The sequence below is a fragment of the Gemmatimonadales bacterium genome, from assembly GCA_035502185.1.
GTDB lineage: Bacteria > Gemmatimonadota > Gemmatimonadetes > Gemmatimonadales > JACORV01 > Fen-1245.
In genome coordinates, this window is the sequence record DATJUT010000031.1 from 46,456 (window position 1) to 70,838 (window position 24,383).

Below are 24,383 nucleotides of genomic sequence, written 5' to 3' on the forward strand. Positions count from 1 at the left end.
GGTCGATGAGCACCCCGGACTGGCTGCTCTTCGCGCTCGCCCTCGTGCTCGCCGCGGGACTGGTGCTGTGGCTGACGCGGCGTGCCACGGCGGCGCTCCGCGGCCGGATGCGCCGCTGGGGGCGCCGTACCCTGCTCGACTTCCAGGCGCGCGTCGCACGCTACAAGCTCGTCTCCCGCCGCGCCATCCACGACGAGCTGATCCTGGATCCCGCGGTGGTCGGCGCGATGCGCGAGCATATGCGGCAGGAACACCTCACCGAGCTTGAAGTGCGCGTGCGGGTCGAGCGCTACATCGACGAGATCCTGCCGTTCTTCAACGTGCTCTCGTACTACCGGCTTGGCTACAATCTGGCCAGGCTCACGCTCGACCTGCTCTACAACGTGACGGTGGACTACCAAGACGAGGCGGCGCTGGAGCGCATCCCGCGGCGCGACATGGTCGTGTACCTGATGAACCATCGCTCCAACGTGGACTACGTCGTCGTCGCGTACGTGCTGGCCCGGGGCGTCGCGGTGAGCTACGCCGTCGGCGAATGGGCGAGGGTCTGGCCGCTGGAGACGATCTTCAAGTCGTTTGGCTCCTACTTCGTCCGGCGCCGCTACCGCGAGCCGCTCTACCACGCGGTGCTGGAGCGGTACGTGCAGCTGATCACGCGCCACGGCGTCACCCAGGGGCTGTTTCCGGAGGGGGGGCTGTCGCGCGACGGGCGGTTCCAGCCGGCGAAGATCGGCCTCCTCGACTACATCGTCGGCACGCTGCGGGAGACCGGCTTCGATCGCGACATCTGGCTGGTGCCCGTGGCGCTCAACTACGACCGCACCCTGGAGGACCGGGTGCTGATCCAGGAGTGTCTGGATCCCGAGCTGCGGCTCTCCCGTGCGCGCCAGGCCTCCAGCGTCCTCCAGTATCTGGTCTTCAACGCCGCGCGACTCGTCTCCGGCCGTCTCAAGCGCTACGGCCGGGCGGCCGTCAACTTCGGCACGCCACTGTCGGTGCGGGGCTGGCTCGCGGCCCAGGCCAGCGACGTCCTGGCCCTCCCGCGCCCGAGCCGCCTGCCCCACGTCCAGCGCCTGGCGGACGACGCGATGGAGCGGGTCCGCATCATCGTTCCGGTCACGGCGGTGGCGCTCGCGTCCGCCGCCCTGCTGTCGTTCGAGCGGCACGTCGTCACCCTGCCCGAGCTCCTCGAGCGGATGCGCGAGTTCCGCGACCGCCTCCTCGACGTCAACGCCAAGGTGGTGCGCGCCGACCGGTCCATCGAGGCCACCTGGTCCATCGCCCGGCGGATGTTCCGGATGCGGCACGTCGTGATGGTCACCGGTTCGTCCGTCGCCATCATGCCGCGTCAGCGGCCGCTGTTGGAGTACTACGCGAACTCGATCGCCCACCTGCTGCCCGGGGCGGACCCGGCGATCCGCCGGATGACCCCGGTCGACGACCGGGATGCGTCGCTGCACCGACTCAAGGAGCCAAGGAAGCGAAGCCGTTAGTCGGGAGGAGGCTGTGGGTCGTCGTCCCGCCACCTACCACCCACCAACCACCAGCCACCATATTCACTCCATGCCCGCCCCCGTCTCCATTCCCGGCCTCGCGGTCGGCGCCCGCGTGGAAGACACGTTCGTCGTCTGGGACGTGGAGCAGCGGACCCAGGCCGACGGCAGCCCGTTCGTCATCCTCACCCTCGCGAACAGCACCGGCCGGGTGAAGACCGCCCCGTTCTGGACCTCCGACCTCCACAAGGTCGAGGGCCTCCAGAAGGGGGCCGTCATCAGCGTCGTCGGGGACCTGGGGACGTACAAGGCCGACCGGCAGCTCAAGGTCGCGAGCGTGCGCCCGGTGCCGCACGAGATGGCCGACTGGTCGAGGCTCCTGCCCTCCGTGGGTGACGTCGCGCCGTGGTGGAGCACCGTCGAGAAGTGGCGGGGCGACATGGCCGAGGGCCCGTGGCGGCGCGCGGTCGCGCTGTTCTTCGAGGATCCCGATTTCCGCGCGCAGTACGAGCGCTGCCCCGCCTCTCTGGCCAACCACCACGCCGAGCTCGGCGGCCTGCTGAAGCACACGGTCGAGGTCGGCGCGATCGCCCGCCCGATGGCCAAGGCGTGCGGCGCGGCCTGGGACTTGGTGCTCTCGGGCGTCCTGCTGCACGACATCGGCAAGCTCGAGGCCTATCGCTGGGACGGCCCGTTCGAGATGACCGAGGCGGGCAGCCTGCTGGGACACGTGGCGCTCGGGTCGCTCATGCTCGACCGGCGCCTCGACGAGCCGGACACGCCGGTCACGAGCGAGACGGAGCGCCTGCTGTTGCAGCACCTGGTGCTGAGCCACCACGGCGAGCTGGAGTTCGGCAGTCCGGTGCGTCCGATGACGCTCGAAGCGGAGGTGCTGCACCACGCGGACCTCGCCTCGGCGGCCACGGCGAACCTCGGCGCCGCCCTGCGCGAGACGGCGAACTTCGGCGAAGGCGAGTCGGTGTCGAAGCCGATCTGGTCGCTCGAGCGGCGGCGCGTGTATCGCGGTCCGTCGTGAGCGAGCCCAGGCTGGGCGCCGTGCTGTTCACGCGGGAGGCGATCGCCGCTCGGGTCGCCGAGATCGCGGCCGAGCTCAACGCGCGGTTCGCGGGGCGCTCCCCGGTGGTGGTCGCCGTCCTCAAGGGGGCGACCGTCTTCCTCGCCGACCTGCTGAGGCGGCTCACCTTCGGCGTGGCGGTGGACTTCGTCAGAATCGCTTCCTACGGCGCCGGCACTTCGCCGGGCGAGATCCGCTTCATCAAGGACGTGGAGCTGCCGCTCGCGGGCCGTGACGTGATCGTCGTGGACGACATCGTGGACAGCGGCGGCACGCTGGCGCGTCTCCGCCGGGCCCTGGAGGCGCATCGTCCGGCCTCCATCACCACGGTCGCGCTGCTGCGGCGGGCCCCGAAGCGACGCCTTCCACCCACCCTCGACCTGCTCGGCTTCGAGCTGACGACCGAGGCCTTCGTCGCGGGCTACGGCATCGACTGCGCCGAGCGCTTCCGCGAGCTCGACGCCATCTACGCCGTGGAAGGGACGGGCTGACCGGATGAACCCCACCCCGAATCGGCACCCGGCCGAGGAATTCGCGGAGCGCCCGGACGCGCTCGCCGCGTTTCTCAGGGCCGCCGGCGGCGCGCCACGGCTCATCACCGTGGACGACAGCGCTGGCTGCCCGCTCTACCACGCCCTCGCGGCGCTGCAGTGGACCGGCGAAACGGGACTGTTCCACGCGTCCGACCGTCTCCACGCGGCGTGGTTCGCAGCCGAAACCGGCGTCGCCGTCATCGAGCGCATCGTCGACGACAAGCCGGTCTATCGGTTCCTCGGGCCGCGGATCGAGGCGCCACAGAAACCGCCCGTGGAGGGCACGCCGGTCGTGGATGAGGCCTACGTCCTCGGCTACGAGTTCTCCGAGCGCTGGAACGCCATCGCCCACTTCCTCGTGACCACGCAGGGACGCGGTGCGGTGATCGCCCTGTTCGCTTCGCGCGCGCCGGAGTTGGAGCACGTGCGCCGCTGGCTGCTCGAGCTGTTCAAGGGACCGGTTCCGGAGGGGGCCGACCACCTGCACGCGGCCTGGTTCGCCACGACCGGCGCCGGCTTCCTCTTCCCCCCGACCACGCTCGCCGATCGCCGCAGCCGCGGCTGGACGTACGTGGAGCTAGGCAGCAGTCGGGAGGAGTAGGTGCCGTTCGGCGGGGAAAGGGAGATCGCGAAAAACACGACGGCCCGCCCGGGTCTCCCCGGTCGGGCCGTCGCCGAAGCAGCTACCCGGAGCCGAAGGATTGCTCCTTCGTTTTTCTTCCAACAGCCACCGGTTGTCTGTTGTCAGGGTCCCGGTAGGGCTGCCAGAAGCTCCGGCTTCGATCCCCACGCGGCGTGGCCGCGCTACGTGGTTCACCGCCTCGAGCGCTTCGAGTCCGGCCGGATCGCGTACCGGCCTCTCGCAGTGCACCCCGCTGCGCCAAGGCGAGGTGAGTGAGGCGCGCGATTGGCCTCACTTGCCCGAGTCAGCGGGTTCCCTGGGATCAACAGGCGCCTGTGCCCTTGTTGCATTGGCGCCCTCCCCCAAGCTACCGCTCGGGCCCGTCAGCAGGCGTAGACCAAGCAGAGCCCGATCCCTTCCCCACCGACGACGCTGCGAATATATCACTGGCAATTCGTGATGCAAGTGCCGGATTTGCTTCGGGTTACGCCATTTCGTTGTGCGGTGACTGTGGACTCCAACCGCCCGCGGACGAACGAGTTCCGTGGACTATCCCCACGATGTCGACATGTGGAATGGAACAACGTGTGGAGTCCGCCAGCGTTATCCGGCTAGATCGGAACCGGCGTTTCGCAGCTCAGCGGCCGCAGCCAGGCTCCTCGCGCGGCCCGAGCCCGGGGCCAGAGTCCCTCGATCCCGGAACCGGTGCTCAGCCGGGCGTGGCGCCGGCGAACGGAGGATTGGGCGGGAGCGCCGGTGGTGGCGTCACGCGCCGCCCCGGCGGGAGAAGCCGGTTAAGCTCGTTGACGAGGGCGCGGTCCTTCTCGTGGACCTCGCGGATCTGCGCATAGAAGTCGCGGTAGAAGCGGCGCGCCGCCGCCTCGTACTGATCGCTCCACGGCGTCCACCGGTCGGGCGCGTCGATCATGCTCGCCACGTTGTCGCACTCGGCCGTCGCCACGCTCCGGATGAACGCCGTATCCAGATCGGCCGCCGCGCGCTGCAGCGCCGGGTCCTGTCCGAGCGACTGCCGCAGCGGCCCGACCGCGGCCGCGTAGGTGGTCAGGTCCCAGTAGAGATTCCGGCAGCGGTTCCAGCGATCGCGCTCCCGCTGTGACAGCGCCGCCGGGCTGCTCGCGCCAAACATCGGTTGCCCCGACGTGTTCCTGAACGTGCCGACCAGCGTCACGATGGCGGAGTCCAGCATCCGTCCCAGGCGGCCGGCGTAATCCAGCGCGTCCTGGGTCGTCGCGCCCGCATACGGTGGCATCGCGAGGTTGGCCGTATACGTGCCCGACGACGCACCCGCGGCGGGTCGCGTCGCCTGCGGCGTGACGGCGGCGGGCGGAGGATTCGCCGGAACCTGAGCTGCCGGTTGCGTGACGGCGGGCTGGGCAGCCGGTTGCGTGACGGCGGGCTGCGTGACCGGCGGCGTGGATGCCGGCTGCGTGACCGGCGGCGTGGATGCGGGCTGCGCGGCTGGCGGCTGGGCCGCGGGCTGCGCGGCTGGCGGCTGAGCCGCCGGTGGCGTGGGAGCGGATTGGGGCGTGGTCGGCGGGAGCTTCCCTCCCGTCGGCGGTGCGGCCGTCGCCTGGCTCGGGTGCTGCTGCGTCGACGTCGGCGGCGCCTTCTGGGCCTGCAATGGCGACAGCAGACCACTGGTGACCGCGACAGCCACGAACAAGACGGACGAGCGCTTCATGGCACCACCTCGACGAACTGCTTCACCGATGAGTTAACCGCCGTGCGAGCGAAGCGCCACCGAGCGGCAACGGGACGGCGCGCGCCGCAACGTTCCGGCGGCAACGGGAGGCCGCACACGATTACCGTAGACGCGACGCGCGGTGGGGACCCGCCCGGCGGATGCCACCCGAGACCGGGCCACCGCTCGCGTGCGGCTCGTTCCCACCGCGCGTCCCGTTCCCTGCCGCCACCCAACGACCCGAGCGACGCCGTCCCGGCGCGCTCCTAGTGGCGGCGCTTGCCCCTCGTGGCCGGCTTGCCGGCATGACCGGCACGCTTCACCCGGCCGACCGGGTGCCCCGGCTTCTTCGCGGCCGTGCGCTTGCGCCCGGCCGCAGCCTTCCCGGACCCATGGCGAGTGTGGATCGCACGCTCGGCCACTCGCTTTCGCTCCTCGCGGGCAGCCTTGCGCGTCGCCGCCTTCTCGGCCTTCACCGCCGCTGCACCTTCGATCTCCGCCGTTACGCGGTCGCCTTCGTCGCTCCCGATGAGCCCGCGCCGCACGGCGTACCGGATCAACTCCCGCGCATCCTGGATGCGGAACTGCCCGACGCCCGCCGCAGCCCGCGATAGGTTCACCATCGCGTCGGCGACGGGACTCCGCAGCACATGGGCGATGCCGGGAACAGACTCGAGAATGCTGGAGATGGCTCCGCTGCTCAGCTCGGTTGCCACGGCGATCTCCATATCCCCCAACGCGTTAGGCTTCGCGCCGCCACCGGATGATGGCGCACGCTGCCCGCTGTGGCGGCTGGCGAGGGCCAACCTACCGAGCGGGTTGGGCTTCGTCAAGGAGTTGGCGCACGCTTATCGCCGCCAGACGATGACGTAAGCAACGGCCCAACAACGACTTGCCGTTGCTGGGCCGTGGGGTCGCTCGCCGCGGCGACCGCGACTGGGCGGAACGGAGGGATCCGGCCGCCTCCTGGCCGGGAGGCGGCGCGAGCCGCCGTATCTACATCCTGGCTCGCAGCATCAGTCCCGCGTTCCAGCCGGTGAGGCTGAACGACTGGCCGGACGGATTGCCGTTGGCGCCGAGCGCGTTCTCGCTCCCGGTGTCGAACCGCACCGACGGCAGCAGGGCCACGCGACCGTTGAGCGCCATCTCGTACTGAATGCCAAGCGACAGAAGCTTGCCGGCGCTTGCGAGCGACGAGTCCCCGAGCGTGTGCAGGCGGAACTCGATCTGCGGCCTCAGCACGTTGGAACCGAGCTGCACCGACGCGGCCGTTCCGAACGCGAGGACGTTGCTCTTCTGCGTGGGTTGGCTCGGGCCGAGGAGTTGCGTGCCCGGCGACCGATACATGTCCCACGCGTAGACTTGCAGGCCGGCGTTCCCGATCGGGAAGCTCCACGAGCCCTGCCCGATGTAGCGCGTCCCAGACTGGAAGATCGGCGAGCTGCCGAGATTGTCGTCGCCGAAGCTGGAGAGCGTGAACCCGAACGAAAGACGGCCCTGGCCGATCAGGCGGTCGGCGCCCAGGCGCACTCGGAACTCGCCCCCGGCCTTGTAGCTCGAGTCGCCGGTGGTGAAGCTGCCGTTGACCCGGTAGCTGCCGGCCACGCCGAGCGCCCAACCGCCGACCGGCACGGCGAGCGCGATGCCGGAGGTCAGGTTGAAGCCGGAGCCGAAGTTGGCGACCGGGTACGGCAGGAGGTCCGAGGCGATGGCGCCCGCCGTCAGGAGCTGTCCTCCCGCGAGGTTCGACTTCCCGGTGGGGAGGTTGGCCGAAACGGTCAGGGCGACGAGGTCCGGCACGAGCTGGTACACACCCCGCGCCTGGATGTCGGTCAGCCCCGAGATCGTGGCGGTGGTATCGAGCCCCTTGCGCGTCGCCGTCGCCCAGCGGCCGCCGACGTCGAAGGTGAGCCGAGGGTTCACCGGATACAGCAGCACGAACGGAACCGACACCTCCGACACGCTCTTGACCACGAACCCGGATTGATAGCTGACGTCGCGCGCCTCCACACCCGTGATGCCGGTCGGGCCCTGCGCGAGCACGGGCGCCGGTGCCAGCAGGGCCATCGCCGCCGCGCAGGCGATCACGTGCCGGGCGCTCACGACGGCCTCTTGATGATGATCACCACGTTACCGGTCACGCGCTGCCCGCCCAGCGTGCCGGTCGCATCCGGCAGCGGGCTTCGCTCGGTCGTGGGCTGCTGGGTGGTCGCGCCGGTCGACTGCGCGGTATTGGTGGCGTTCGTGGGGGCCACGGTGTTGGTGGCCGTGGTCAGGGCGTCCTGCACCGGCGGCGGCGGCGTCGGGCCCTGGATCGTCGAGCTCTGCGACACCGCGGTCTCGACCTGGGCCACGGTCTGCTGCGACGCGGCCGAGAGGCTCGTCGCCGTCGCCGCGCCCTGACTGGCGGCGCGGAAGCCGGGGTCGAGCGCGGCCGCCTGGTTGAAGTCGGCCCGCGCCGCGGCGAAGTCGCCGCGGTCCTCTGCCTCGAGGCCGCGGCTGTAGACGAGGAACGCCTGGAGGTTCTGCGTCGGGCGCTGCTCGACGGCCGCCTGCTCGGCCGGCGTCAGCTGGATCCCCATGCTGTTGAAGAGGCCGATGGCCAACTGCTTCTCGAGGTCGAACAGCCGCGTCAGCGGGTCCTTCTGCTGCGCGGTGGCCGCAACGTGCGCGCTGGATACGTCCACCACCGCGGCGTTCACCTGCAGCAGGTTTCCGGACAGGCCTGCGACGGAGCCCTGCACCACCCGGGCCGCCCGCAACAGATGCCCGCTTCGCAGTGCCGACGCCGGTTCCGCCCGCGCCGAATCGGAGAGCTTGAGCTCGCCCAGGATCGCCTGCATCCGCTCCCGCTCCAGGACCCGGATCTGCCGCGACTTCGCCAGGTCGGTCACCAACAGCTGGGCGAGGCCGCGCCCGAGAGGCTGGATCGTGGTGTCCGAGCCGCTGTAGGCGAACGGCATCACCGCGACCGTGTTGGATTCGGGCGGCATCGCGGCGATGCTCGCCTCGTTCGCCAGCGCCTGCCTCGCCTGGTAGATCATCTCGTTCCGATCCACCAGCACCAGCCGCTCCCGCGCGGTGCGCTTCAGGTCGGCGTTCGTGGCGACGCCGATGTACTGCTGATAGGCGGCCCGGGCAGTGGCGAAATCGCCGAGCTGCTCGGCCGTCATGCCGCGGTAGATCGCCGCCACCCCGCTCGTGGGATCGCTCGCGACGGCGGTGTCGAGGACCGGCCGCGCGTCCTGGTAGCGTCCGGCCTTGAAGTACGCCACGCCCAGCCTGGTGAGGGTGCTCGCGTCGTGCGGCCGCTGGCCGCGTTCCGCCTCCAGCGCCGAGATGGACTGGGGAGTCACCTCGCTCACCCTGATCGGGCCGCCGGTGGCGCACGCGCCACAGGCAAGAACCAGGGCGAAGCGAAGGACCCTGTTGCCGCGAAGCGCAGGCCTCATCACGCCGTACCTCACGCTATGGAGTATGCAACAGACGGGACGCGCTCAAGTATGCAGGCGACAAAAAACGCCGGCAAGCTCTCGCCGCCAGGTCCCGAACAGCCAGACTACCACGCCCCTACCGCGGCTGCCGTGACACGAGTCACGCGCCAGTCACAGGGCGCGACCGCGCCTGGGAGGCGGGCGCCACCGCATTACCCTAACCTCAGCCTGCGAGAGGATTTCGCCCAACACTTTCTTGGTTCGCTGATCGACCGGCCAGTCGATGTGCATCTCGAGGCGATACCCCGAGTGGTCGGTGCCGTGACCCTCCAGCACGAACCCCTCCGGCGTGGCGCGGACCTCCTCGATCGGGACGTCGGCAAGGAGGTCGAAGCTCTCGGAACCAGGCTCTGGCACCATACGAAAGCACCTCCCGCCGCCAGACCTAACCCGCGGCGGGAGGTGCCGCAAGCCACGTCCCGAGCGGGCTACTCGACCGTGATGACGCCCACCATCCCGAGGGCCCGGTGCGGCAGACAGTAGAAGCTGTACGTGCCCTTCGGGGCCCCGGCGAAGGAGATCCGGTACTTCTCGTGCGCCACCATCAGGAACGGCCCCATCAAGTCGCCCTGCCGCTTGTCCATCGCCCGGTTGAGAACGTCCCGCGCCCCCGCCGGAATGCGGTCCTTGTCGAACGCCACGTTGTGCGGGAAGCCCGAGATGTTCTCGAACTCGACGACGTCGCCGGACTTGATGGTGAAGTTGGCGGGGACGAAGAGGTACTTCGCCCCCTGCTGCAGCAACTGCACGTGATGCGTGGCAGGCGGCGCGGCGTGACGGGATGGCCCGGCGAGGGCCGCGCCGAGCGCGAGGAACGGGACAGCCGTGAGCGACCAGCGGTTCATTGCGACCTTACTCCTCCGATAGGGGACCACTTCGACGAACGGCCGGGTCCTACCCCGTCGCTGCTGCGAAGTGGCGATTGCCTGGTGTTGTGAATGCATTCACAATGTATCGGAAATCCGCAAGGCCCTGTGGGAAACCCCTTTGCGCCGCCCCGCACGGGGGGCTAGGTTAGGGAGCCGCGGGGCGAGGTCGGCCCCGTGGTTCTCATTTCAGCCAGAGGCGGGTTCGCGACGTGGCAGGCGACGCCATCCAGATGATGGGCACGATCACCGAGGTGCTCCCCAACACCACGTTCCGCGTGGAGCTCGAGAACGGCCATCAGATCCTGGCCTACGTCTCGGGGAAGATGCGCAAGAATTACATCCGGATTCTGCGCGGGGACCGGGTCGCGGTGGAGCTGTCCCCGTACGACCTGACCCGCGGCCGCATCACCTACCGATACAAGTGACCGCTGGCGCACCTGCGCTGACCGTCTGCGGGTGAACAAGCAGTTCGGCGTCGTCTTCGCCGTCGTCTTCATCGACCTCCTCGGCTTCGGGATCGTCCTTCCGCTGCTGCCGACCTACGCGGCGGTCTTTCATGCGTCGCCGGCGGCCATCGGGTTCCTGGTCACCAGTTTCTCGCTGCTGCAGCTCGCGGCCGTGCCGCTGTGGGGCGGCGTCTCCGACCGCTTCGGGCGCCGGCCGGTGCTCATCGTCGGGCTGGTGGGCTCGACGGCTTCCTACGTGCTGTTCGCGGCGGCCGGCAGCTACTGGACGCTGCTGGTCTCGCGGATGGTCGCCGGCGCCATGGGCGCCACCATCGGCGTGGCCCAGGCCTACATCGCCGACGTCACGCCGCCGGAGCGACGCGCCCACGCCATGGGCATCCTCGGAGCGGCCTTCGCCATGGGGTTCATCCTCGGGCCCGCGCTGGGCGGCGTCCTCTCGGCGCACAGCTACAGCAGCGCCGGAGTCGTGGCGGCCGCGCTGTGCGCCGCCAACGCGGTGGGCGCGCTGCTCTGGCTCCGCGAGCCCCCCAGGCACGGCGCCAGCCGGGTCGGGCGCCGGCCGCTGCGCGGCATGGCGGCGCCGCTGGCGGCGAGCTTCCTCGTGACGGCCTCGTTTGCGGTCATCCACGTCACCTTGCCGCTGTTCGGTCGTGACGTGTGGCGCGACAGCACCCGGCAGATGGGCCTGCTGTTCGCCTACATGGGCGTCGTATCCGCCCTCGTGCAGGGTGGCGTGGTGGGCCGGCTCGCCCCGCGAGTCGGTGAGGGGCGCCTCGCCGCGGCGGGCGCGCTGCTGCTCGCGCTCGGACTGGCCCTCGTGCCGGTCGCCGTGGCGCGGCCGCTGCTGTACCTGGCGCTGGGCGTGCTTTCGGCCGGCTCCGCCCTGGCAACGCCGAGCGTCTACGCCGTGGTGAGCCGGCGGGCGTCGGCCGCACAGCAGGGAGCGGCGCTCGGCATCACGCAGACCGCGTCAACCCTGGGCCGGATCGTCGGACCGACGCTGGCAGGGTTCCTCATCGGCACGTCCGGAATGCGCGCGCCGTTCTGGGCCGGGGCGGTGCTGGGACTGCTGGGGATGGTGGCGGCGCTGTTCCTGGCTCGCGCGCCGCGCCCGGAGCCGGCGCCGGGCTAGAGCGGCCGGTGCCCGATGCGCCCCCAGCGGATCGCGGTGAGAAACGGCAGCGCCCGCCAGGAGTCGTGATCGAACGAGTAGTAGACGAACATGGGGCGGCCGCGGATCACGGACCGGGGCACGAAGCCCCAGTAGCGCGAGTCGTACGAGTTGTCCCGGTTGTCGCCCATGACGAAGAAGCTGTCGCGTGACACGACCAGCGGGCCCCAGTTGTCCCTGGTGGGCCGGTAGGTGTCACGGCTCACGCTCGGAAGCAGGTGATCGAGCTGCCAGTCCCTCATCGCAGGGTCACTCGGGTCGTCGGCCGAATCTACGTGCTCGACGTAACCTTCCCGCTGCGCGACCCCGTTGCGCCACAGGACGGCGTGCTTCATCTGCAGCGTGTCGCCCGGCATCCCCACGATCCGCTTGACCACCTTGACCCCGGCCTCGGTGCGCGAATCGAACACCACGATGTCGCCGCGCCGTGGCTCGCGGAGCGCCGGCAGCCGGCTGTGGATCAGCGGCACCTCGGCCCCGTACAGCGCCTTGTTCACGAACAGGAAATCCCCCACGAGCAAGGTGTGCTCCATGCTGCTCGAGGGAATGCGGAACGCCTCCACCAGGAGCGTCCGCAGCACGAACCAGATGACGAGCGCGACCGCCAGGGATTTCACCCACTCCCACGTCGCGTGGCGGAGGGTCTTCTTCGGCGGCCTGGCCTGGTCCGGCTTCGGGTGCTGGGCTTCGCTCATGCGTCTCCCGCCTCCGTCGTCTCACATCCGAAGACCACTTCACCCTGACAACGTGCCGCTCGGCCCCTGAGTTTCAGGGCACCCAGTCGGCGATGAAGATGTTCGTCTCGTGCGGCTGCGTGCCGTGCCGGTTCGAGGCCCAGATCAGCTGCTTGCCGTCCGGGGAGAACATCGGGAAGCTGTCGAAATCCGGATCCGTCGTCACCTGCTCCAGCCCGGTCCCGTCGAGATTGACGAGGTACAGGTCGAAGTTCCGGCCGCGCGGGTCCTTGGAGTTGGACGCGAAGATGATCCGCCGGTCGTCGGGGGTGAAGTAGGGTGCGAAGTTGGCCCCGCCCAGGTGGGTGATCTGGTGCTGGTCCGAGCCGTCGGCGTTCATCACCCACAGCTCCATGTCCAGCGGCCGGACGAGGTTCTGGCGCAGCAGGCGGCGGTACTCCGCCTGCTCGGTCGGCGTGGAGGGGTGAAACGCCCGGTAGACGATCTTCTTGCCGTCGTGCGACCACCACGGGCCGCCGTCGTAGCCCAGGGTGCGCGTGAGCTGGCGCACGTGGGTCCCGTCGATCCGCATGGTGTAGATGTCGAGGTCCCCGTGCCGCATCGAGGTGAAGACGATGGACTGCCCGTCGGGCGACACCACGGACTCCGCGTCGTAGCCCGGCGTCCTGGTGAGCCGCCGCAGGTCGGTGCCGTCCACGTTGGCGGTGAAGATGTCGTAGTCGTCGAGGCCCCACACGTACCCCTGCGAGTAGTCGGGCGGCTTCGGGCAGTCGGCCCCCGCGAGATGGGTCGAGGAGAACAGGACCTTCCGGTCGTGGTCGAAGAAGTAGCCGCAGGTCGTGCGTCCCAGCCCGGTGGAGACGCGATGCACGTCGGAGCCGTCGACGTTCATCACGAACTCCTGGTCGCACGGGTGGTCGCCCCTCGTGCTCTGGAAGACGATCTTGCTCCCGTCGTCGGAGAAGTACGCCTCGGCGTTCTGGCCGCCGAAGGTGAGTTGGCGGATGTTGGCGAGGTGGACCTCGCCGGAATCCGGCTGGATGGCACGCCACGTCGGCTGCGGCGCCGGTTGCTGGCCCGCCAGCGTGGCGACCGCAGCCGCGGCCATCGCGGCGATCAGGGCAGATGTCTTGAGGAGCATGGCCTCAATTCTAACCGCGCGTCCGGAACGTGACCAACTCCGTGGCTCTACGGACACTGTGGCGGCTGGGCGCTCGGCGGGGCGAGCTCTCCCGCCGGACGGAGGGCCAGGTAGCGCCACCCGGTCGGCGCCGAATCGGGAGCCGGCGCCTCCGCCCACAGCGCCAGCGCGCACGGCCCGTGTTCGCCGGCGACGACGCGCGGTGCTTCCTCGGGCTCGGCCGACAGGCGGAAGCCGGCCGCGGCGGTCTCGAGCTCTTCGGCCATCATCCCGCGGGCGCCGGCGAGGAAGATCGGGTACGACGTGCCGGCCGAGTCGGCGACGTACCCCAGCAGATCCGGCAGACCGTCGCCCGTGACGTCCTCGAACACGAACGCACCGATGGTCGCCGCGGACGACATCACGTCCGAGCGCCCTAGCCGGACCGGCGCACTGTCGCCGGCAACCCACAGGTCCGCCCGGGCCTGCGGCACGCCCTGAATCCCGGACTCGACGTCCACCAGCACGAACACGAGACCCGCCGGCCCGGTCCAGGTGTAGAGCGCGGCCGGCACGGCGTCCGCAGCGCGATAGGCCTCCCGCACCCGGAAGGACGCCTGGGCCTCGGCGCCCGGCGCCGCGCCGGCGGCGGTTCGGTCCTTCGCGCACGCACCGGCCAGCACCGCGCATCCGGCCACCATCGCCGCGCCGGCCAGTCTCACGCCGGCCCCGCCCCGGGCGCGCCGTACACGCGCCGATACCACTGGTAGTTGGCGTACACGCTTCGAACGTAGTCGCGCGTCTCCGCGATGGGCAGGCGCTCGATGAACAGGTCCGGGTCGCGCATCTCCGGCCACCGCCGCCAGCGCACGAAGTGCTGCGGGCCGGCGTCGTAGCTGGCGATGACGGCGTACAGCGGGAGCGAATCGCGCAGCAGGCGGTCGCTGAGATAGCGCGCGCCGAAGTGGAGGTTGAAATCCGCCACGAAGAGCAGCCCCGGATCCCACGGACCGAGCCGCCGGCTCATCTGCCGCGCCGTCACCGGCAGCAGCTGGCTCAGGCCACGCGCACCGGCCCGCGAGCGGGCCCGGAGCTGAAAGCGGGACTCCTGGCGGACGATCGCGGCCAGCAGCATGGGGTCCACACACTGCTCTTGGGCCTCGGCCTCGACCACCGCCCGGTAGGGCAAGGGGAAGAGGGCCTCCGCGATCCCGCGCGTGAGCGGCGCCCGAGCACCGGCCGAGACGCCGAGGAAGATCGCTTCCTGCGCGAAGCCGGCCCGGGTGGCCGCCGCGGCGGCGGCGGCCAGCAGCTGCGGGGAGGCGCTGGAGTCCTTGCTCCACCCCAGGGCCTCCGCGCGCGCCTCCGCCGTCAGGCCGACCGCGGCCAGCAGCTCGATGCGATCGGCCGCACGGGTGGGCGAGAGGCTCTGCGGCGAGGGCGGCGGCAGCATCGAATCCCGCTCGAGCGGCAGCGAGTCGCCCACCAGGGAACGCGCGCGCACACCGTAGTATCCGGTTGGATCCTCCGCCGCGATGGCGCGGAGCGCCGCGGCCGCCCCGGCGTCGTGCCGTTCCAGCGCGAGCCGCGCCACCCAGTACTTCGGGGCAGGGCCGAGGCGGTGCGCCGTGTCGCCGGCGAGCACCGCGGCCAGGCCCGCGGCCGCAGAGTCCACCGAGCCTGCGGCGTACGCCGCCAGCGCCAGCCGGAACCGCGCGACGACCGCCGCGGGCGTGCCGCCGAAACTCCGCACCAGGAGATCGTACCACCGGCGCTCCGCCTCGGGCGTTCCCTGCCATCGCTCGTGGTCGGCGAGGACGAGCGCCGCGGCCGCGACCGAGGTGTCGCCCGCGTCCGTCCGGGCCAGGCGCGTCACCAGCGAGTCCGCCTCCGTCCACCGCCCGGCGGCTCCCAGGACCTGGACCATCGCCTTCGACAGCATCGGCACGGCGGCGGGCCGCGGCTGCAGCCGCGCGCGCGCGCCGGCGAGGGCCGCACGCGCCGCCGCGATCCGGTGCCGCGCGGCATCGACCTGCGCCAACTCGAGCCACGTCACGGCGCCGGTGTCCTTCGCGGCGAGTGCCCGCCGGAGGTAGCGCTCCGCCGATCTGAGGTCGCCGTGCGCCCGGTAGGCTCGCGCGATGCCGAGCAGTTCGGCCTGGGTCGGGGCTGTCCGCTGCTCCATGATGAAGGAGGCTGCCAGCACGGCCGCCGGCCGTGCGGGGTCGGCCGTGAGCAGCGCGTCGGCCCTGAGACGCGCCACGTCCGGATGGCCGAGCATCGTCTCGACGCGAGCGGCGTCGAGCACGCGGCCGCGCCGCAGGTAGATGGCGAGCGCTCCATGCAGATTGCCGGCCGCCTCGCGGCGCTGCGCCACGAGACTGTCGGCGGCCTGCGCGGCTCCGGGCGAGCGCATGCTCGCCATCGCGGGGAAGGCGGATTCCGTGTCCGGATCCAGCTCGGCGCCGCGCAGGATGAACCAGTCGGCGAGATCGGGCACGCGCTCCGCCGCGCGGCCCCATGCCTCGGCCGCAGAGTCCAGCTCGTGCAGCTGCTCGAACGCCACCGCCATGCGCACGACGGCCGCGGCCCGCTCGACCGGCCGTGCGCCGGCCAACGCGGCGAGCCGCCGTTCTCTCGCCACCACGGAACGCCAGCGTCCGGCGCGCTCGTCCTGCCGAGCCGCCAGGGCGAGCAGCTCCGGGACCGTGTCCGCACCGCCCACGCGCGCGAGCATCGCGTCCGCGTCCGCCGGGCGCCCCAGCCCGTCCTGGATGGCGAGATGCAGGAGGGTGGCCCGCAGCAGGCCGGGCCCCCGCGCGCCTCTCAGGGTCGGTGCCACTCGTGCGGCGTGCCAGTAGCGGCCGGCGGCAACCAGGCTCTCGGGACTGACGACCCCGGGCGAACGGCACGCGGCGCTGTCCACGGCGCGCCGCTCGGCGCCGACCGGCGCCGCGTCCCGCGCGCGGCTTGCGGGCGCGCGCCAGCAGACCAGCAGCGCGGCGACCAGCAGCCAGCGCGGCGTCACCGGAAGGACCGGTTCAGCGCTTGAGGAGGCGCACGCCGCGAACGCCGGCCACGACGGCGATCTTGGCGATGCGCAGGAACAGGCCGTCCTCCACCACGCCGGTGCGCCGGGCGAGCGCGCGGGCCAAGGCTGCAGGATCGGCGATGCCCCGGGGGAAGCGGCAGTCCACGAGGTAGTTGCCGTTGTCGGTGACGAACGGCGCACCCCCGGGTGCGCGCCGCAGCGCCGGCTCCGCCCCCAGCGAGGCGAAGAAGGGCAAGAGGCGGCTCCATCCGAACGGAACGACCTCGACGGGGAGCGGCACGCGCGTGCCGAGTCGCCGCACCAGCTTCGATTCGTCGGCAACCACGACGTACCGCTTCGCGGCCGAGGCCACGACCTTCTCCCTGAGTAGCGCGCCGCCGAGGCCCTTGATCAAGTCGAGGCGCGGACCGACCTCGTCGGCACCGTCGATGACCAACGCGACCTCGGGGCACTGCTCCAGAGTCACCAGCGGGATGCCGAGCGCTCGGCACCGGCTCTCGGTGTCCGCGGACGTGGGCACGGCCACCACGTCCGCCACGAGCCCCCGCCGCAGCCGCTCGGCCAGAAGCTCGAGCAAAGGCCGGACGGTCGAGCCCGTCCCCAAGCCGATCACCGTGCCGCTCTCGATGAACTGGACGGCACGCTCGGCGGCCGCACGCTTCAGCGCTTCGACGGACGCGGTCATGGTCGCACCACAAGATGGCGCGAGAGGCGCGGACTAGAAAGGCAGGCGGTGATCAGGGATCGTCTCGGCCAGGAACCCGCTCACCGGGCCCAGCGCGCCCTACTACTCGATGCCGGCGGTCACCCGCGCGCTCGCGTCGCAGGTGGCCGCCGCGGCCGGGGCGACCGGGCGCGTTGCCGCCGGGCCGGGACCCCGGTCGCGGCCGCGGTTATATTGCTTCCACACCGATCCACATGCCGCGCGACCTGCCGCTTTCCAACGGGACGCTGCTCGTAGCGTTCGACCTCGAGTATCGGATCCGCGACGTGTATTTCCCGCACGTCGGGATGGAGAACCACGCCGACGGACACCTCTTCCGCGTCGGCGTGTGGGTGGACGGCCGCTTCGGCTGGCTGGACGGAACCTGGGCGCTCCAGCGCCGCTACGCCGATCCCTCCCTGGCGACGAGCGTGACGGCGGCCAGCGAGGCCCTCGGCGTCGCGCTCCAGTTCACCGACGCGGTGGATTTCTACGAGAACGTGCTGGTGCGGCGGATCCAGGTGACGAACCGGAGCGCCGCCGCGCGCGAGATTCGCGTCTTCCTGCACCACGACTTCCGCCTCAAGGAGAACGACGTCGGTGACACGGCCCTGTACTCGCCCGAGACCGGGGCCCTGCTGCACTACAAGGACGACCGCTACTTCCTGATGAACTGCCTGGCGGGTGGAGTGGTCGGCGTCCAGCACTACGCCTGCGGACAGACGGAGGTGGGCGGCGCTGAAGGCACGTGGCGGGATGCCGAGGACGGCACGCTGCAGGGCAATCCGATCGCTCAGGGCTCGGTGGACTCCACCATGGGCGTGACCCTCACGATCGGTGCGGGCGAAACCGGCGAGTTCTACTACTGGATGGCCGCCGGGCGCGACTTCCGCGAGGTCGCGACCATCGACGCGGTGGTTCGCGACAAATCGCCCGCCGAGTTGCTTCGGCGCACCCAGAACTACTGGCGGCTGTGGGGCGCCCGCGAAAGCTCGCGGTTCGGCGACCTGCCTGCGGATATCGTGGACCGGTACTGCCAGAGCCTCCTCATCATCCGCTCCCAGATCGACGCCGAGGGGGCGGTGCTGGCGGCCAACGACAGCGACATCATCCGGTTCAACCGCGACACTTACTCGTACGCCTGGCCCCGCGACGGCGCGCTGGCGAGCGTCGCGCTCCTGCGCTCGGGCCAGCCGGTGGCCGCCGAGCGGTTCCTCGAGTTCTGCGCTCGGGTCATCTCGCCGGAGGGCTTCCTCCGGCACAAGTACAACCCCGACGGGACGCTGGCCTCCTCGTGGCACGGCTACGTGCGCGACGGCAAGGCGGTACTGCCCATCCAGGAAGACGAGACCGCGCTCGTGGTGTGGGCGCTGGGCGAGTACTTCGACCGCTCCCGTCGCGTGGAAACGATCGGGCCGTTCTACCGCCCGCTGGTCACGCGACCCGGTGATTTCCTCGCCAAGTACGTGGATGCGCGCTCGGGGCTACCGCTGCCCTCCTACGATTTGTGGGAGGAGCGGTGGGGAGTCCACCTGTTCACCGTCGCGGCGGTCGTGGCCGGCCTGCGTGCGGCGGCGCGGCTGACGGCGGCGTTCGGAGAAGACGAGCGCGCCGCACGCTACCGCGCCGCCGGCGACCGGATGCTCGCCGCGATGCGCGCGGTGATGTGGAGCGAGCGGGACGGCCGCTTCCTGCGCATGGTCTCGCCCGGACCCGGCGGCTACCAGGGCGACCCCACGATCGATTCGAGCGTCTTCGGGGTGGTCGAGTTCGGGGTCCTGCCGCCCGACGATCCGCAGGTCGCGGCGACGATGCAACAGGTGGAGGACCGGCTGCGCGTCCGGACCGACGTGGGCGGCCTGGCGCGCTACGAGAACGACGCGTACCAGCAGGTGGAGAAGCAGGACACCGCGCGGGTCCCGGGCAATCCCTGGTTCGTCAGCACGCTGTGGCTGGCGCGGCATCACCTGATGCGGGCGCAGGTTCCCGAGGAACTGGCCCACGGGCTCGAGCTCATCCACTGGGCGGCCCGCCATGCGTTGCCCTCGGGCGTGATGGCCGAGCAGCTCCACCCCTTCACGGGCGAACCGCTCTCGGTCTCCCCCCTGACCTGGAGCCAAGCGGCCTTCGTCATCGCCGTCGAGGAGTACCTCGACCGCGTGCGCCGTCTCACCACGTGCCCCACCTGCGGCCAGGCCCGTTCCGCCGCGGCGCAGGTCCCGGCGTGACGGCGTCTCTTCCTCAGCTCGTCGTCGAGGACTCCTCGCGCTTCTCCGCCGCGGTCGCCGACTGGATCGTGGCGGCGCTCGAAGCCGACCTCCGCGACCAGGGCCGCTGCGCCATCGCCCTGGCGGGCGGCGAGACGCCCCGGCCCGTGTACGAGCGCCTCGCCCGGGACCCTCGCGCCCTCGCGGTCCGGTGGCGCGACGTGGACGTGTTCTTCGGGGACGAGCGCGCGGTGCCCCCTGGCGACCCGGCGAGCAACTACGGGTCGGTGGTGTCGGCCCTGCTGGGCAGGGACCCGTTCTCCTGCGCGCGGGTGCACCGCCTCGAGGCCGAGCGGCCGGACCGCGACGCGGCCGCCCGGGAGTACGACGCCGTGCTGCCCGTCCACCTCGACGTCCTCCTGCTCGGCATGGGAACCGACGGGCACACGGCGTCGCTGTTCCCCGGCTCGCCGGCCGTGGCCGAGCGCGCCCGCCGGGTCATTCCCGTGAGCGGACCCAAGCCCCCGGCCGACCGGCTCACCATCACGCCCCCGGTAATCGCGGCGGCCCGGCGCGTCGCCGTGGTGGTCGCGGGTGCGGGCAAGGCTCCGACGGTGGCGCGCGCCCTCGAGGGCCCGGTGCGGCCCGGCGAGCTGCCGGTGCAGCTGGCGCTGGGAGGCGTCTGGTTTCTCGATCGCGCGGCGGCCGCCCGGCTGCGGAGCGCGGGGCGGTGAGAGTGCTGGCGGGCGACATCGGCGGCACCAACGCCCGGCTCGCTCTCGTGGACGTCGGCGGCGCCGCGACGCGCATCGTCGAGGAGCGACGCTACCCGAGCCGCAGCGCGCCGGGTCTGGGTCCGATCGTCAGGCGATTCCTGGACGAGGTCCGCTCGGCGCCCGAGCGCGCCTGCTTCGGGATCGCCGGCCCGGTGGTGGCCGGCGAGTGCCGCACGCCGAACCTGCCGTGGGTCGTGAGCGCCGCGGCGCTCGCCGGAGAGATCCGGATACCGGCGACGACGGTCATCAACGACTTCGAGGCCCTGGGTTACGGTGTCGGCCTCCTGGGACCGTCGGATCTCGTCACCCTGCAGCCGGGCGCCCCGGCGGAGCACGGCACGATCGCGCTCATCGGCGCGGGGACGGGTCTCGGGCAGGGATTCCTCGTGTGGGACGGGAACCGGTACCGCGTGCATTCGTCGGAGGGGGGGCACGTGGCCTTTGCGGCGCGGGACGCGATCGAGTGGGGCCTGAGGGGCACGCTGCTCGACGAGTTCGGCCACGTCTCCTACGAGCGCATCCTCTCCGGTTCCGGCCTCGCCCGGGTCTACCAGTACCTCGCGACCACCGGCTTCGCGCCCGAGCAGCCGCAGGTTCGGCGCGAGATGGAGGCCGACGATCCTGCCGCGGTGGTCACGCGCCACGCCCTGGCCGCGGACGACCCGCTCGCCGTGAAGGCGCTGGACATCTTCGCGTCCGTCTACGGCGAGCAGGCCGGCAGCCTCGCCCTGACGGTGCTGGCGACCGGCGGCGTGTACGTGGCCGGCGGCATCGCTCCCCGCATCGTCACCAAGCTGCGGGACGGGACCTTCGTGGCGGCCTTCCGCCATCAGGGCCGACTCTCGGGCCTGGCGTCCCGGATTCCCATCCACGTCATCACCAGTCCCGACGTCGGCCTGCTGGGGGCCGCCGCCTGCGCCGCGCGATGATCACCCACGTGTTCTTCGACGTCGGCGGTGTGCTGGGCAGCAGTGGCTGGGGTGCCGAATCCCGTGCTCGCGCGGTGGTGGTCGCCGTCGCGGCAGCGCTCGCGGCCACCGGACGCTGCCGGCTGATGGCCATCAACAACGAGTCGGCGGAGTTGAACGCCTACCGGCCGCGGACCTTCGGCCTCGCGCCGACGTTCACCGCGTTCTTCGGCTCCTGCCGGCTCGGTGTCGCCAAGCCCGCGCGGCGCATCTTCGAGCTCGCCCTGGCGATGTCGCAGGCCGAGCCGGCGCGCTCGGTGATGATCGACGACAGCGAACAGAACCTGCCGCCGGCGCGCGCCCTCGGAATGCAGGCCATCCGCTACACCACGACGGGCCGGCTGCGGCAGGATCTGGCCACGCTCGGCATCGACGCCTGACGGGGGGACGCATGCTGCTCGGAACGACTTCTGCCGCGAGGAACCGGTGACCCAGCCTTCGGTCGCGGTGCCGCTCCACCTCAGCCAGCAGATGAAAATCCCCGCCGAGCCCTTCAAGCGCGGCGATCCCTGCACCGCCGTCATCCTCGGCGCCGGCGGGGACCTCACGCGCCGCAAGCTCATGCCGGCGCTGTACCACCTGCTGCACGACGGCCTGCTGCACGACGACTTCTCGGTCGTCGGGGCCGCCCGCGAGGAGCTGACCGACCAGGGGTTTCGCGACCGGATGAAGCAGGCCATCCTCGAGTCCGAGGAGATCGGCCACGTACCGGACGAGACGTGGGATCGCTTCGCCCAGCGCATCCACTACGTGCAAGGCGACATGACCGACCCCGCCTTCTTCGCCGCCGTGAGCGCCCGGGTCGCGGAGTTCGAGCGCGAAAGCGGGCGCCCGCGCGGCCGACTGTTCTACCTGGCGCTGCCCCCGTCGGTCTACGCGACGGCGGTCGAGCACCTCGCAAGCACCGGCCTCGTGCCGCGCATCGACGACCCCGCCCAGCGGCCGTGGGCCCGGGTGATCATCGAGAAGCCGTTCGGCACGAGCCTCGAGACGGCGCGCGCGCTCAACCAGGCCGTCCTCAAGCGGCTCGCCGAGCACCAGGTTTACCGGATCGATCACTACCTCGGGAAGGAGACGGTGCAGAACCTGCTGGTGCTGCGGTTCGCGAATTCGATCTTCGAGCCCCTCTGGAACCGCCAGCACATCCATCACGTGCAGATCACCGCCGCCGAGACCGTCGGCGTGGAACATCGCGCCGGCTACTACGAGCAGGCCGGCGTCGTGCGCGACATGTTCCAGAACCACCTGCTCCAGCTCCTCGCACTCACGGCGATGGAGCCGCCGGTGGCGTTCCGCGCCGAGGAGGTGCGCGACGAGAAGGCGAAGGTGCTGCGCGCCATCCGCCCGATCACCGCCGCCACCGTCGACCAGTCCGCCGTGCGGGGCCAGTACGGTCCGGGGGCCATCGACGGTGTCGCCGTGCCCGGCTACCGGCAGGAGGACCGAGTGGCGCCCGCGTCGGCCACCCCGACGTTCGCGGCCGTCCGCTTCCTGGTGGACAACTGGCGCTGGCAGGGCGTGCCGTTCTACGTGCGCAGCGGCAAGCGGCTGGCGCGGCGCGCGACCGAGATCGCGATCCAGTTCCGCCGGCCGCCGCACCTGATGTTCCAGAACGGAGGCCGCTCGTTCGCGGCCAACGTGCTGGTCATCCGGATCCAGCCGAACGAGGGCGTCTCGCTCTGCTTCGAGATCAAGGTGCCGGGCGTGGACGTGCGGATGACGTCGGTGCAGATGGACTTCAGTTACGCCAGCGCCTTCGGCGCCACCGACCACTCGGCGTACGAGACGCTGCTCCTCGACGCGATGGTGGGCGACGGCACGCTGTACGCCCGCAGCGACCAGGTGGAGGCCGCGTGGGCCCTCGTGGATCCGATCGTGCAGGCGTGGGACGCCGAGCCGCCGCACGATTTCCCGAACTACGTGGCGGGATCGTGGGGCCCCGGAACCGCCGACGCGTTCATCGCGCGCGACGCGTGCGCCTGGCGCCAGCCATAGGGCCGCTCGCAGGCCCGCCCCGGCCCGCCGCCCGGCCGAAATCCCGGCTCGCCCGCTCGCCGACGGTGTGACCCCGGCCAGGGTCCGGGGGTCTACTCCCGCGAACCCGGCGGTGCACGTATCCTACGCGCGGGCCGCGCTCGCAGACCGTCGCCAGGCCCGGGAGTCACCATGAGACGCCTGCTTCGGAGGTCCCTCGCCGCCGCGTCGGTCGTGGCCGCCGCGGCGTGCGTCGAACACAACCCGGCCGCCCCCGGACCCATCACGGGCCTGCCGCGCGATCTCACGCCGTCGGAATCGCAGCTCGTCTCGCGCGGCAACGACTTCGCCTTCAGCCTGTTTCGCGCCGTCGCCGGGCAGTCGAGCCCCGACGCCAACCTGTTCATCTCGCCGCTCAGCGTCGGGATGGCGCTCGGGATGGCCTACAACGGCGCCGCGGGAACGACGCAGACCGCGATGCAGGGCGTGCTCGGCCTCGACGGGATGTCGCTCGGCGACGTGAACCGGGCCTATCGGGGCGTGATCGACCTGCTGCGGGGGCTCGATCCGAGCGTCGACTTCACCCTCGCGAACTCGATCTGGTACCGGCAGGACATCGCGTTCGAGCCGTCGTTCCTCGACACCTGCCAGAGCTACTTCGACGCGACCGTGCGCGGACTCGACTTCTCGTCGCCGGCCGCGGCGCCGACCATCAACGCGTGGGTGAACGACCAGACCCGGGGGAAGATCCCGTCCATCGTCCCCGACCCGGTTCCCGGCGACGTGGTCATGTACCTGATCAACGCCGTGTACTTCAAGGGCGCCTGGATGACGCAGTTCGACCCGAGCCTGACGGCGGCGGGCGCCTTCCGGCGGGCGGACGGGTCCGGCGTGTCGGTGCCGATGATGCGGTATGCGCGCGAGGCCTGGGTGCGGGCCGGCGGCGACGCCGCGGTGCAGGTGCTCGACCTCCGCTACGGCGGCGGAGCCTACAGCATGACGATCGTCATGCCGCTGGACGCCGCCGGTATGGACTCGCTCGTCGCCGGCCTCACGCGCGGGCGCTGGGATGCGTGGATCGCCGCCCTCGACTCGGTCAAGGCCCAGGTCGTCCTGCCCAAGTTCACGCTCCAGTACGCGCTAGGCATGAACGACGTGCTCACGGCCCTCGGGATGGGCGTGGCCTTCGTCCCGTGTCCGGGCGTGCCCGACTGTGCCGACTTCACGCGGATGCGACCGGAGCGGGACCTGTTCATCAGTGAAGTGGTGCACAAGACCTACGTGGACGTGAACGAGGAAGGGACGGAAGCCGCGGCGGTCACCTCAGTCGGGGTCGGAGCCACGGCCGAGCCGCTGCCGATCGTCATCGACCAGCCGTTCCTGTTCGCGATCCGGGAGCGGTTTTCCGGCACGATCCTGTTCATCGGCAGGATCATGAATCCGGCCGGGACGTGACGCGGCG

At 71.3% G+C, this 24,383-nt stretch carries 22 protein-coding genes; 12 read left to right on the forward strand and 10 right to left on the reverse strand.

The genetic code is table 11. The annotated features are described in order from the left end of the window. Nucleotides 1-5 precede the first annotated feature (5 nt). From VMF70_03945 to VMF70_03960, 4 genes are all read left to right on the forward strand, one after another. Nucleotides 6-1,493, forward strand: coding sequence for a 1-acyl-sn-glycerol-3-phosphate acyltransferase (locus VMF70_03945; GenBank protein HTT67157.1), 1,488 nt, complete (start codon nucleotides 6-8; stop codon nucleotides 1,491-1,493). Between the two features lie 70 nt (nucleotides 1,494-1,563). Then, complete coding sequence (locus VMF70_03950; GenBank protein ID HTT67158.1) at nucleotides 1,564-2,529, forward strand: HD domain-containing protein; 966 nt, start codon at nucleotides 1,564-1,566, stop codon at nucleotides 2,527-2,529. Continuing rightward, nucleotides 2,526-3,059 carry a phosphoribosyltransferase family protein gene (locus VMF70_03955; GenBank protein ID HTT67159.1) on the forward strand — a complete coding sequence of 178 codons (534 nt, stop codon included), beginning with the start codon at nucleotides 2,526-2,528 and terminating at the stop codon, nucleotides 3,057-3,059. Before VMF70_03950 ends, VMF70_03955 begins: the two co-directional genes overlap by 4 nt. A 4-nt stretch (nucleotides 3,060-3,063) precedes the next feature. After that, nucleotides 3,064-3,702, forward strand: coding sequence for a hypothetical protein (locus VMF70_03960; protein ID HTT67160.1), 639 nt, complete (start codon nucleotides 3,064-3,066; stop codon nucleotides 3,700-3,702). Between the two features lie 730 nt (nucleotides 3,703-4,432). Here VMF70_03960 and VMF70_03965 read toward each other — a convergent pair. The 5 genes from VMF70_03965 to VMF70_03985 all read right to left on the reverse strand — a co-directional run bounded on the left by VMF70_03965 (nucleotide 4,433) and on the right by VMF70_03985 (nucleotide 9,764). Further along, nucleotides 4,433-4,993, reverse strand: a complete 561-nt coding sequence (locus VMF70_03965; GenBank protein ID HTT67161.1) for a hypothetical protein — start codon at nucleotides 4,991-4,993, stop codon at nucleotides 4,433-4,435. Between the two features lie 698 nt (nucleotides 4,994-5,691). Continuing rightward, a complete protein-coding gene (locus tag VMF70_03970) occupies nucleotides 5,692-6,141 on the reverse strand; it encodes a hypothetical protein (GenBank protein HTT67162.1) in 450 nt (149 codons plus the stop codon). Nucleotides 6,142-6,421: 280 nt separating this feature from the next. Then, nucleotides 6,422-7,528: a hypothetical protein gene (locus VMF70_03975; GenBank protein ID HTT67163.1), complete on the reverse strand. Its 1,107-nt coding sequence runs from the start codon at nucleotides 7,526-7,528 to the stop codon at nucleotides 6,422-6,424. Next, nucleotides 7,525-8,790 (reverse strand): CsgG/HfaB family protein, encoded by a 1,266-nt coding sequence (locus VMF70_03980; GenBank protein ID HTT67164.1) that lies wholly within the window; start codon nucleotides 8,788-8,790, stop codon nucleotides 7,525-7,527. Before VMF70_03980 ends, VMF70_03975 begins: the two co-directional genes overlap by 4 nt. A gap of 557 nt (nucleotides 8,791-9,347) precedes the next feature. After that, the gene (locus VMF70_03985; GenBank protein ID HTT67165.1) at nucleotides 9,348-9,764 is read right to left on the reverse strand and encodes a plastocyanin/azurin family copper-binding protein; all 417 of its coding nucleotides are present in this window, start codon (nucleotides 9,762-9,764) and stop codon (nucleotides 9,348-9,350) included. Between the two features lie 254 nt (nucleotides 9,765-10,018). On the opposite strand from VMF70_03985, the gene infA reads away from it, so the two are divergent. Beyond that, nucleotides 10,019-10,213 carry a translation initiation factor IF-1 gene (infA, locus tag VMF70_03990; GenBank protein ID HTT67166.1) on the forward strand — a complete coding sequence of 65 codons (195 nt, stop codon included), beginning with the start codon at nucleotides 10,019-10,021 and terminating at the stop codon, nucleotides 10,211-10,213. 31 nt (nucleotides 10,214-10,244) lie between these two features. After that, nucleotides 10,245-11,387, forward strand: a complete 1,143-nt coding sequence (locus tag VMF70_03995) for an MFS transporter (protein HTT67167.1) — start codon at nucleotides 10,245-10,247, stop codon at nucleotides 11,385-11,387. On the opposite strand, the gene lepB is transcribed toward VMF70_03995, so the two are convergent. The 5 genes from lepB to rpiA all read right to left on the reverse strand — a co-directional run bounded on the left by lepB (nucleotide 11,384) and on the right by rpiA (nucleotide 16,978). Continuing rightward, complete coding sequence (gene lepB, locus VMF70_04000; GenBank protein ID HTT67168.1) at nucleotides 11,384-12,121, reverse strand: signal peptidase I; 738 nt, start codon at nucleotides 12,119-12,121, stop codon at nucleotides 11,384-11,386. The genes VMF70_03995 and lepB overlap by 4 nt on opposite strands. Before the next feature lie 73 nt (nucleotides 12,122-12,194). Continuing rightward, nucleotides 12,195-13,262 carry a hypothetical protein gene (locus VMF70_04005; GenBank protein ID HTT67169.1) on the reverse strand — a complete coding sequence of 356 codons (1,068 nt, stop codon included), beginning with the start codon at nucleotides 13,260-13,262 and terminating at the stop codon, nucleotides 12,195-12,197. Between the two features lie 47 nt (nucleotides 13,263-13,309). Beyond that, nucleotides 13,310-13,963 carry a hypothetical protein gene (locus VMF70_04010; GenBank protein ID HTT67170.1) on the reverse strand — a complete coding sequence of 218 codons (654 nt, stop codon included), beginning with the start codon at nucleotides 13,961-13,963 and terminating at the stop codon, nucleotides 13,310-13,312. Further along, on the reverse strand, nucleotides 13,960-16,269 hold the full coding sequence (locus VMF70_04015) for a lytic transglycosylase domain-containing protein (protein HTT67171.1): 2,310 nt from the start codon (nucleotides 16,267-16,269) through the stop codon (nucleotides 13,960-13,962). Before VMF70_04015 ends, VMF70_04010 begins: the two co-directional genes overlap by 4 nt. Nucleotides 16,270-16,282: 13 nt before the next feature. Then, nucleotides 16,283-16,978, reverse strand: a complete 696-nt coding sequence (gene rpiA / locus VMF70_04020) for a ribose-5-phosphate isomerase RpiA (GenBank protein HTT67172.1) — start codon at nucleotides 16,976-16,978, stop codon at nucleotides 16,283-16,285. A gap of 233 nt (nucleotides 16,979-17,211) precedes the next feature. On the opposite strand from rpiA, the gene VMF70_04025 reads away from it, so the two are divergent. The 6 genes from VMF70_04025 (at nucleotide 17,212) to VMF70_04050 (ending at nucleotide 24,376) form a co-directional block, all read left to right on the forward strand. Continuing rightward, complete coding sequence (locus tag VMF70_04025) at nucleotides 17,212-19,224, forward strand: glycoside hydrolase family 15 protein (protein ID HTT67173.1); 2,013 nt, start codon at nucleotides 17,212-17,214, stop codon at nucleotides 19,222-19,224. Then, nucleotides 19,221-19,937, forward strand: coding sequence for a 6-phosphogluconolactonase (pgl, locus tag VMF70_04030; GenBank protein HTT67174.1), 717 nt, complete (start codon nucleotides 19,221-19,223; stop codon nucleotides 19,935-19,937). The genes VMF70_04025 and pgl overlap by 4 nt, the downstream gene beginning before the upstream one ends. Further along, nucleotides 19,934-20,908: a glucokinase gene (gene glk, locus VMF70_04035; protein HTT67175.1), complete on the forward strand. Its 975-nt coding sequence runs from the start codon at nucleotides 19,934-19,936 to the stop codon at nucleotides 20,906-20,908. The genes pgl and glk overlap by 4 nt, the downstream gene beginning before the upstream one ends. Next, nucleotides 20,905-21,327 (forward strand): HAD-IA family hydrolase, encoded by a 423-nt coding sequence (locus VMF70_04040; GenBank protein ID HTT67176.1) that lies wholly within the window; start codon nucleotides 20,905-20,907, stop codon nucleotides 21,325-21,327. Before glk ends, VMF70_04040 begins: the two co-directional genes overlap by 4 nt. 46 nt (nucleotides 21,328-21,373) lie before the next feature. After that, nucleotides 21,374-22,942, forward strand: a complete 1,569-nt coding sequence (gene zwf / locus VMF70_04045; protein HTT67177.1) for a glucose-6-phosphate dehydrogenase — start codon at nucleotides 21,374-21,376, stop codon at nucleotides 22,940-22,942. Nucleotides 22,943-23,113: 171 nt separating this feature from the next. Further along, complete coding sequence (locus tag VMF70_04050; protein HTT67178.1) at nucleotides 23,114-24,376, forward strand: serpin family protein; 1,263 nt, start codon at nucleotides 23,114-23,116, stop codon at nucleotides 24,374-24,376. The last annotated feature ends 7 nt before the right edge of the window (nucleotides 24,377-24,383 follow it).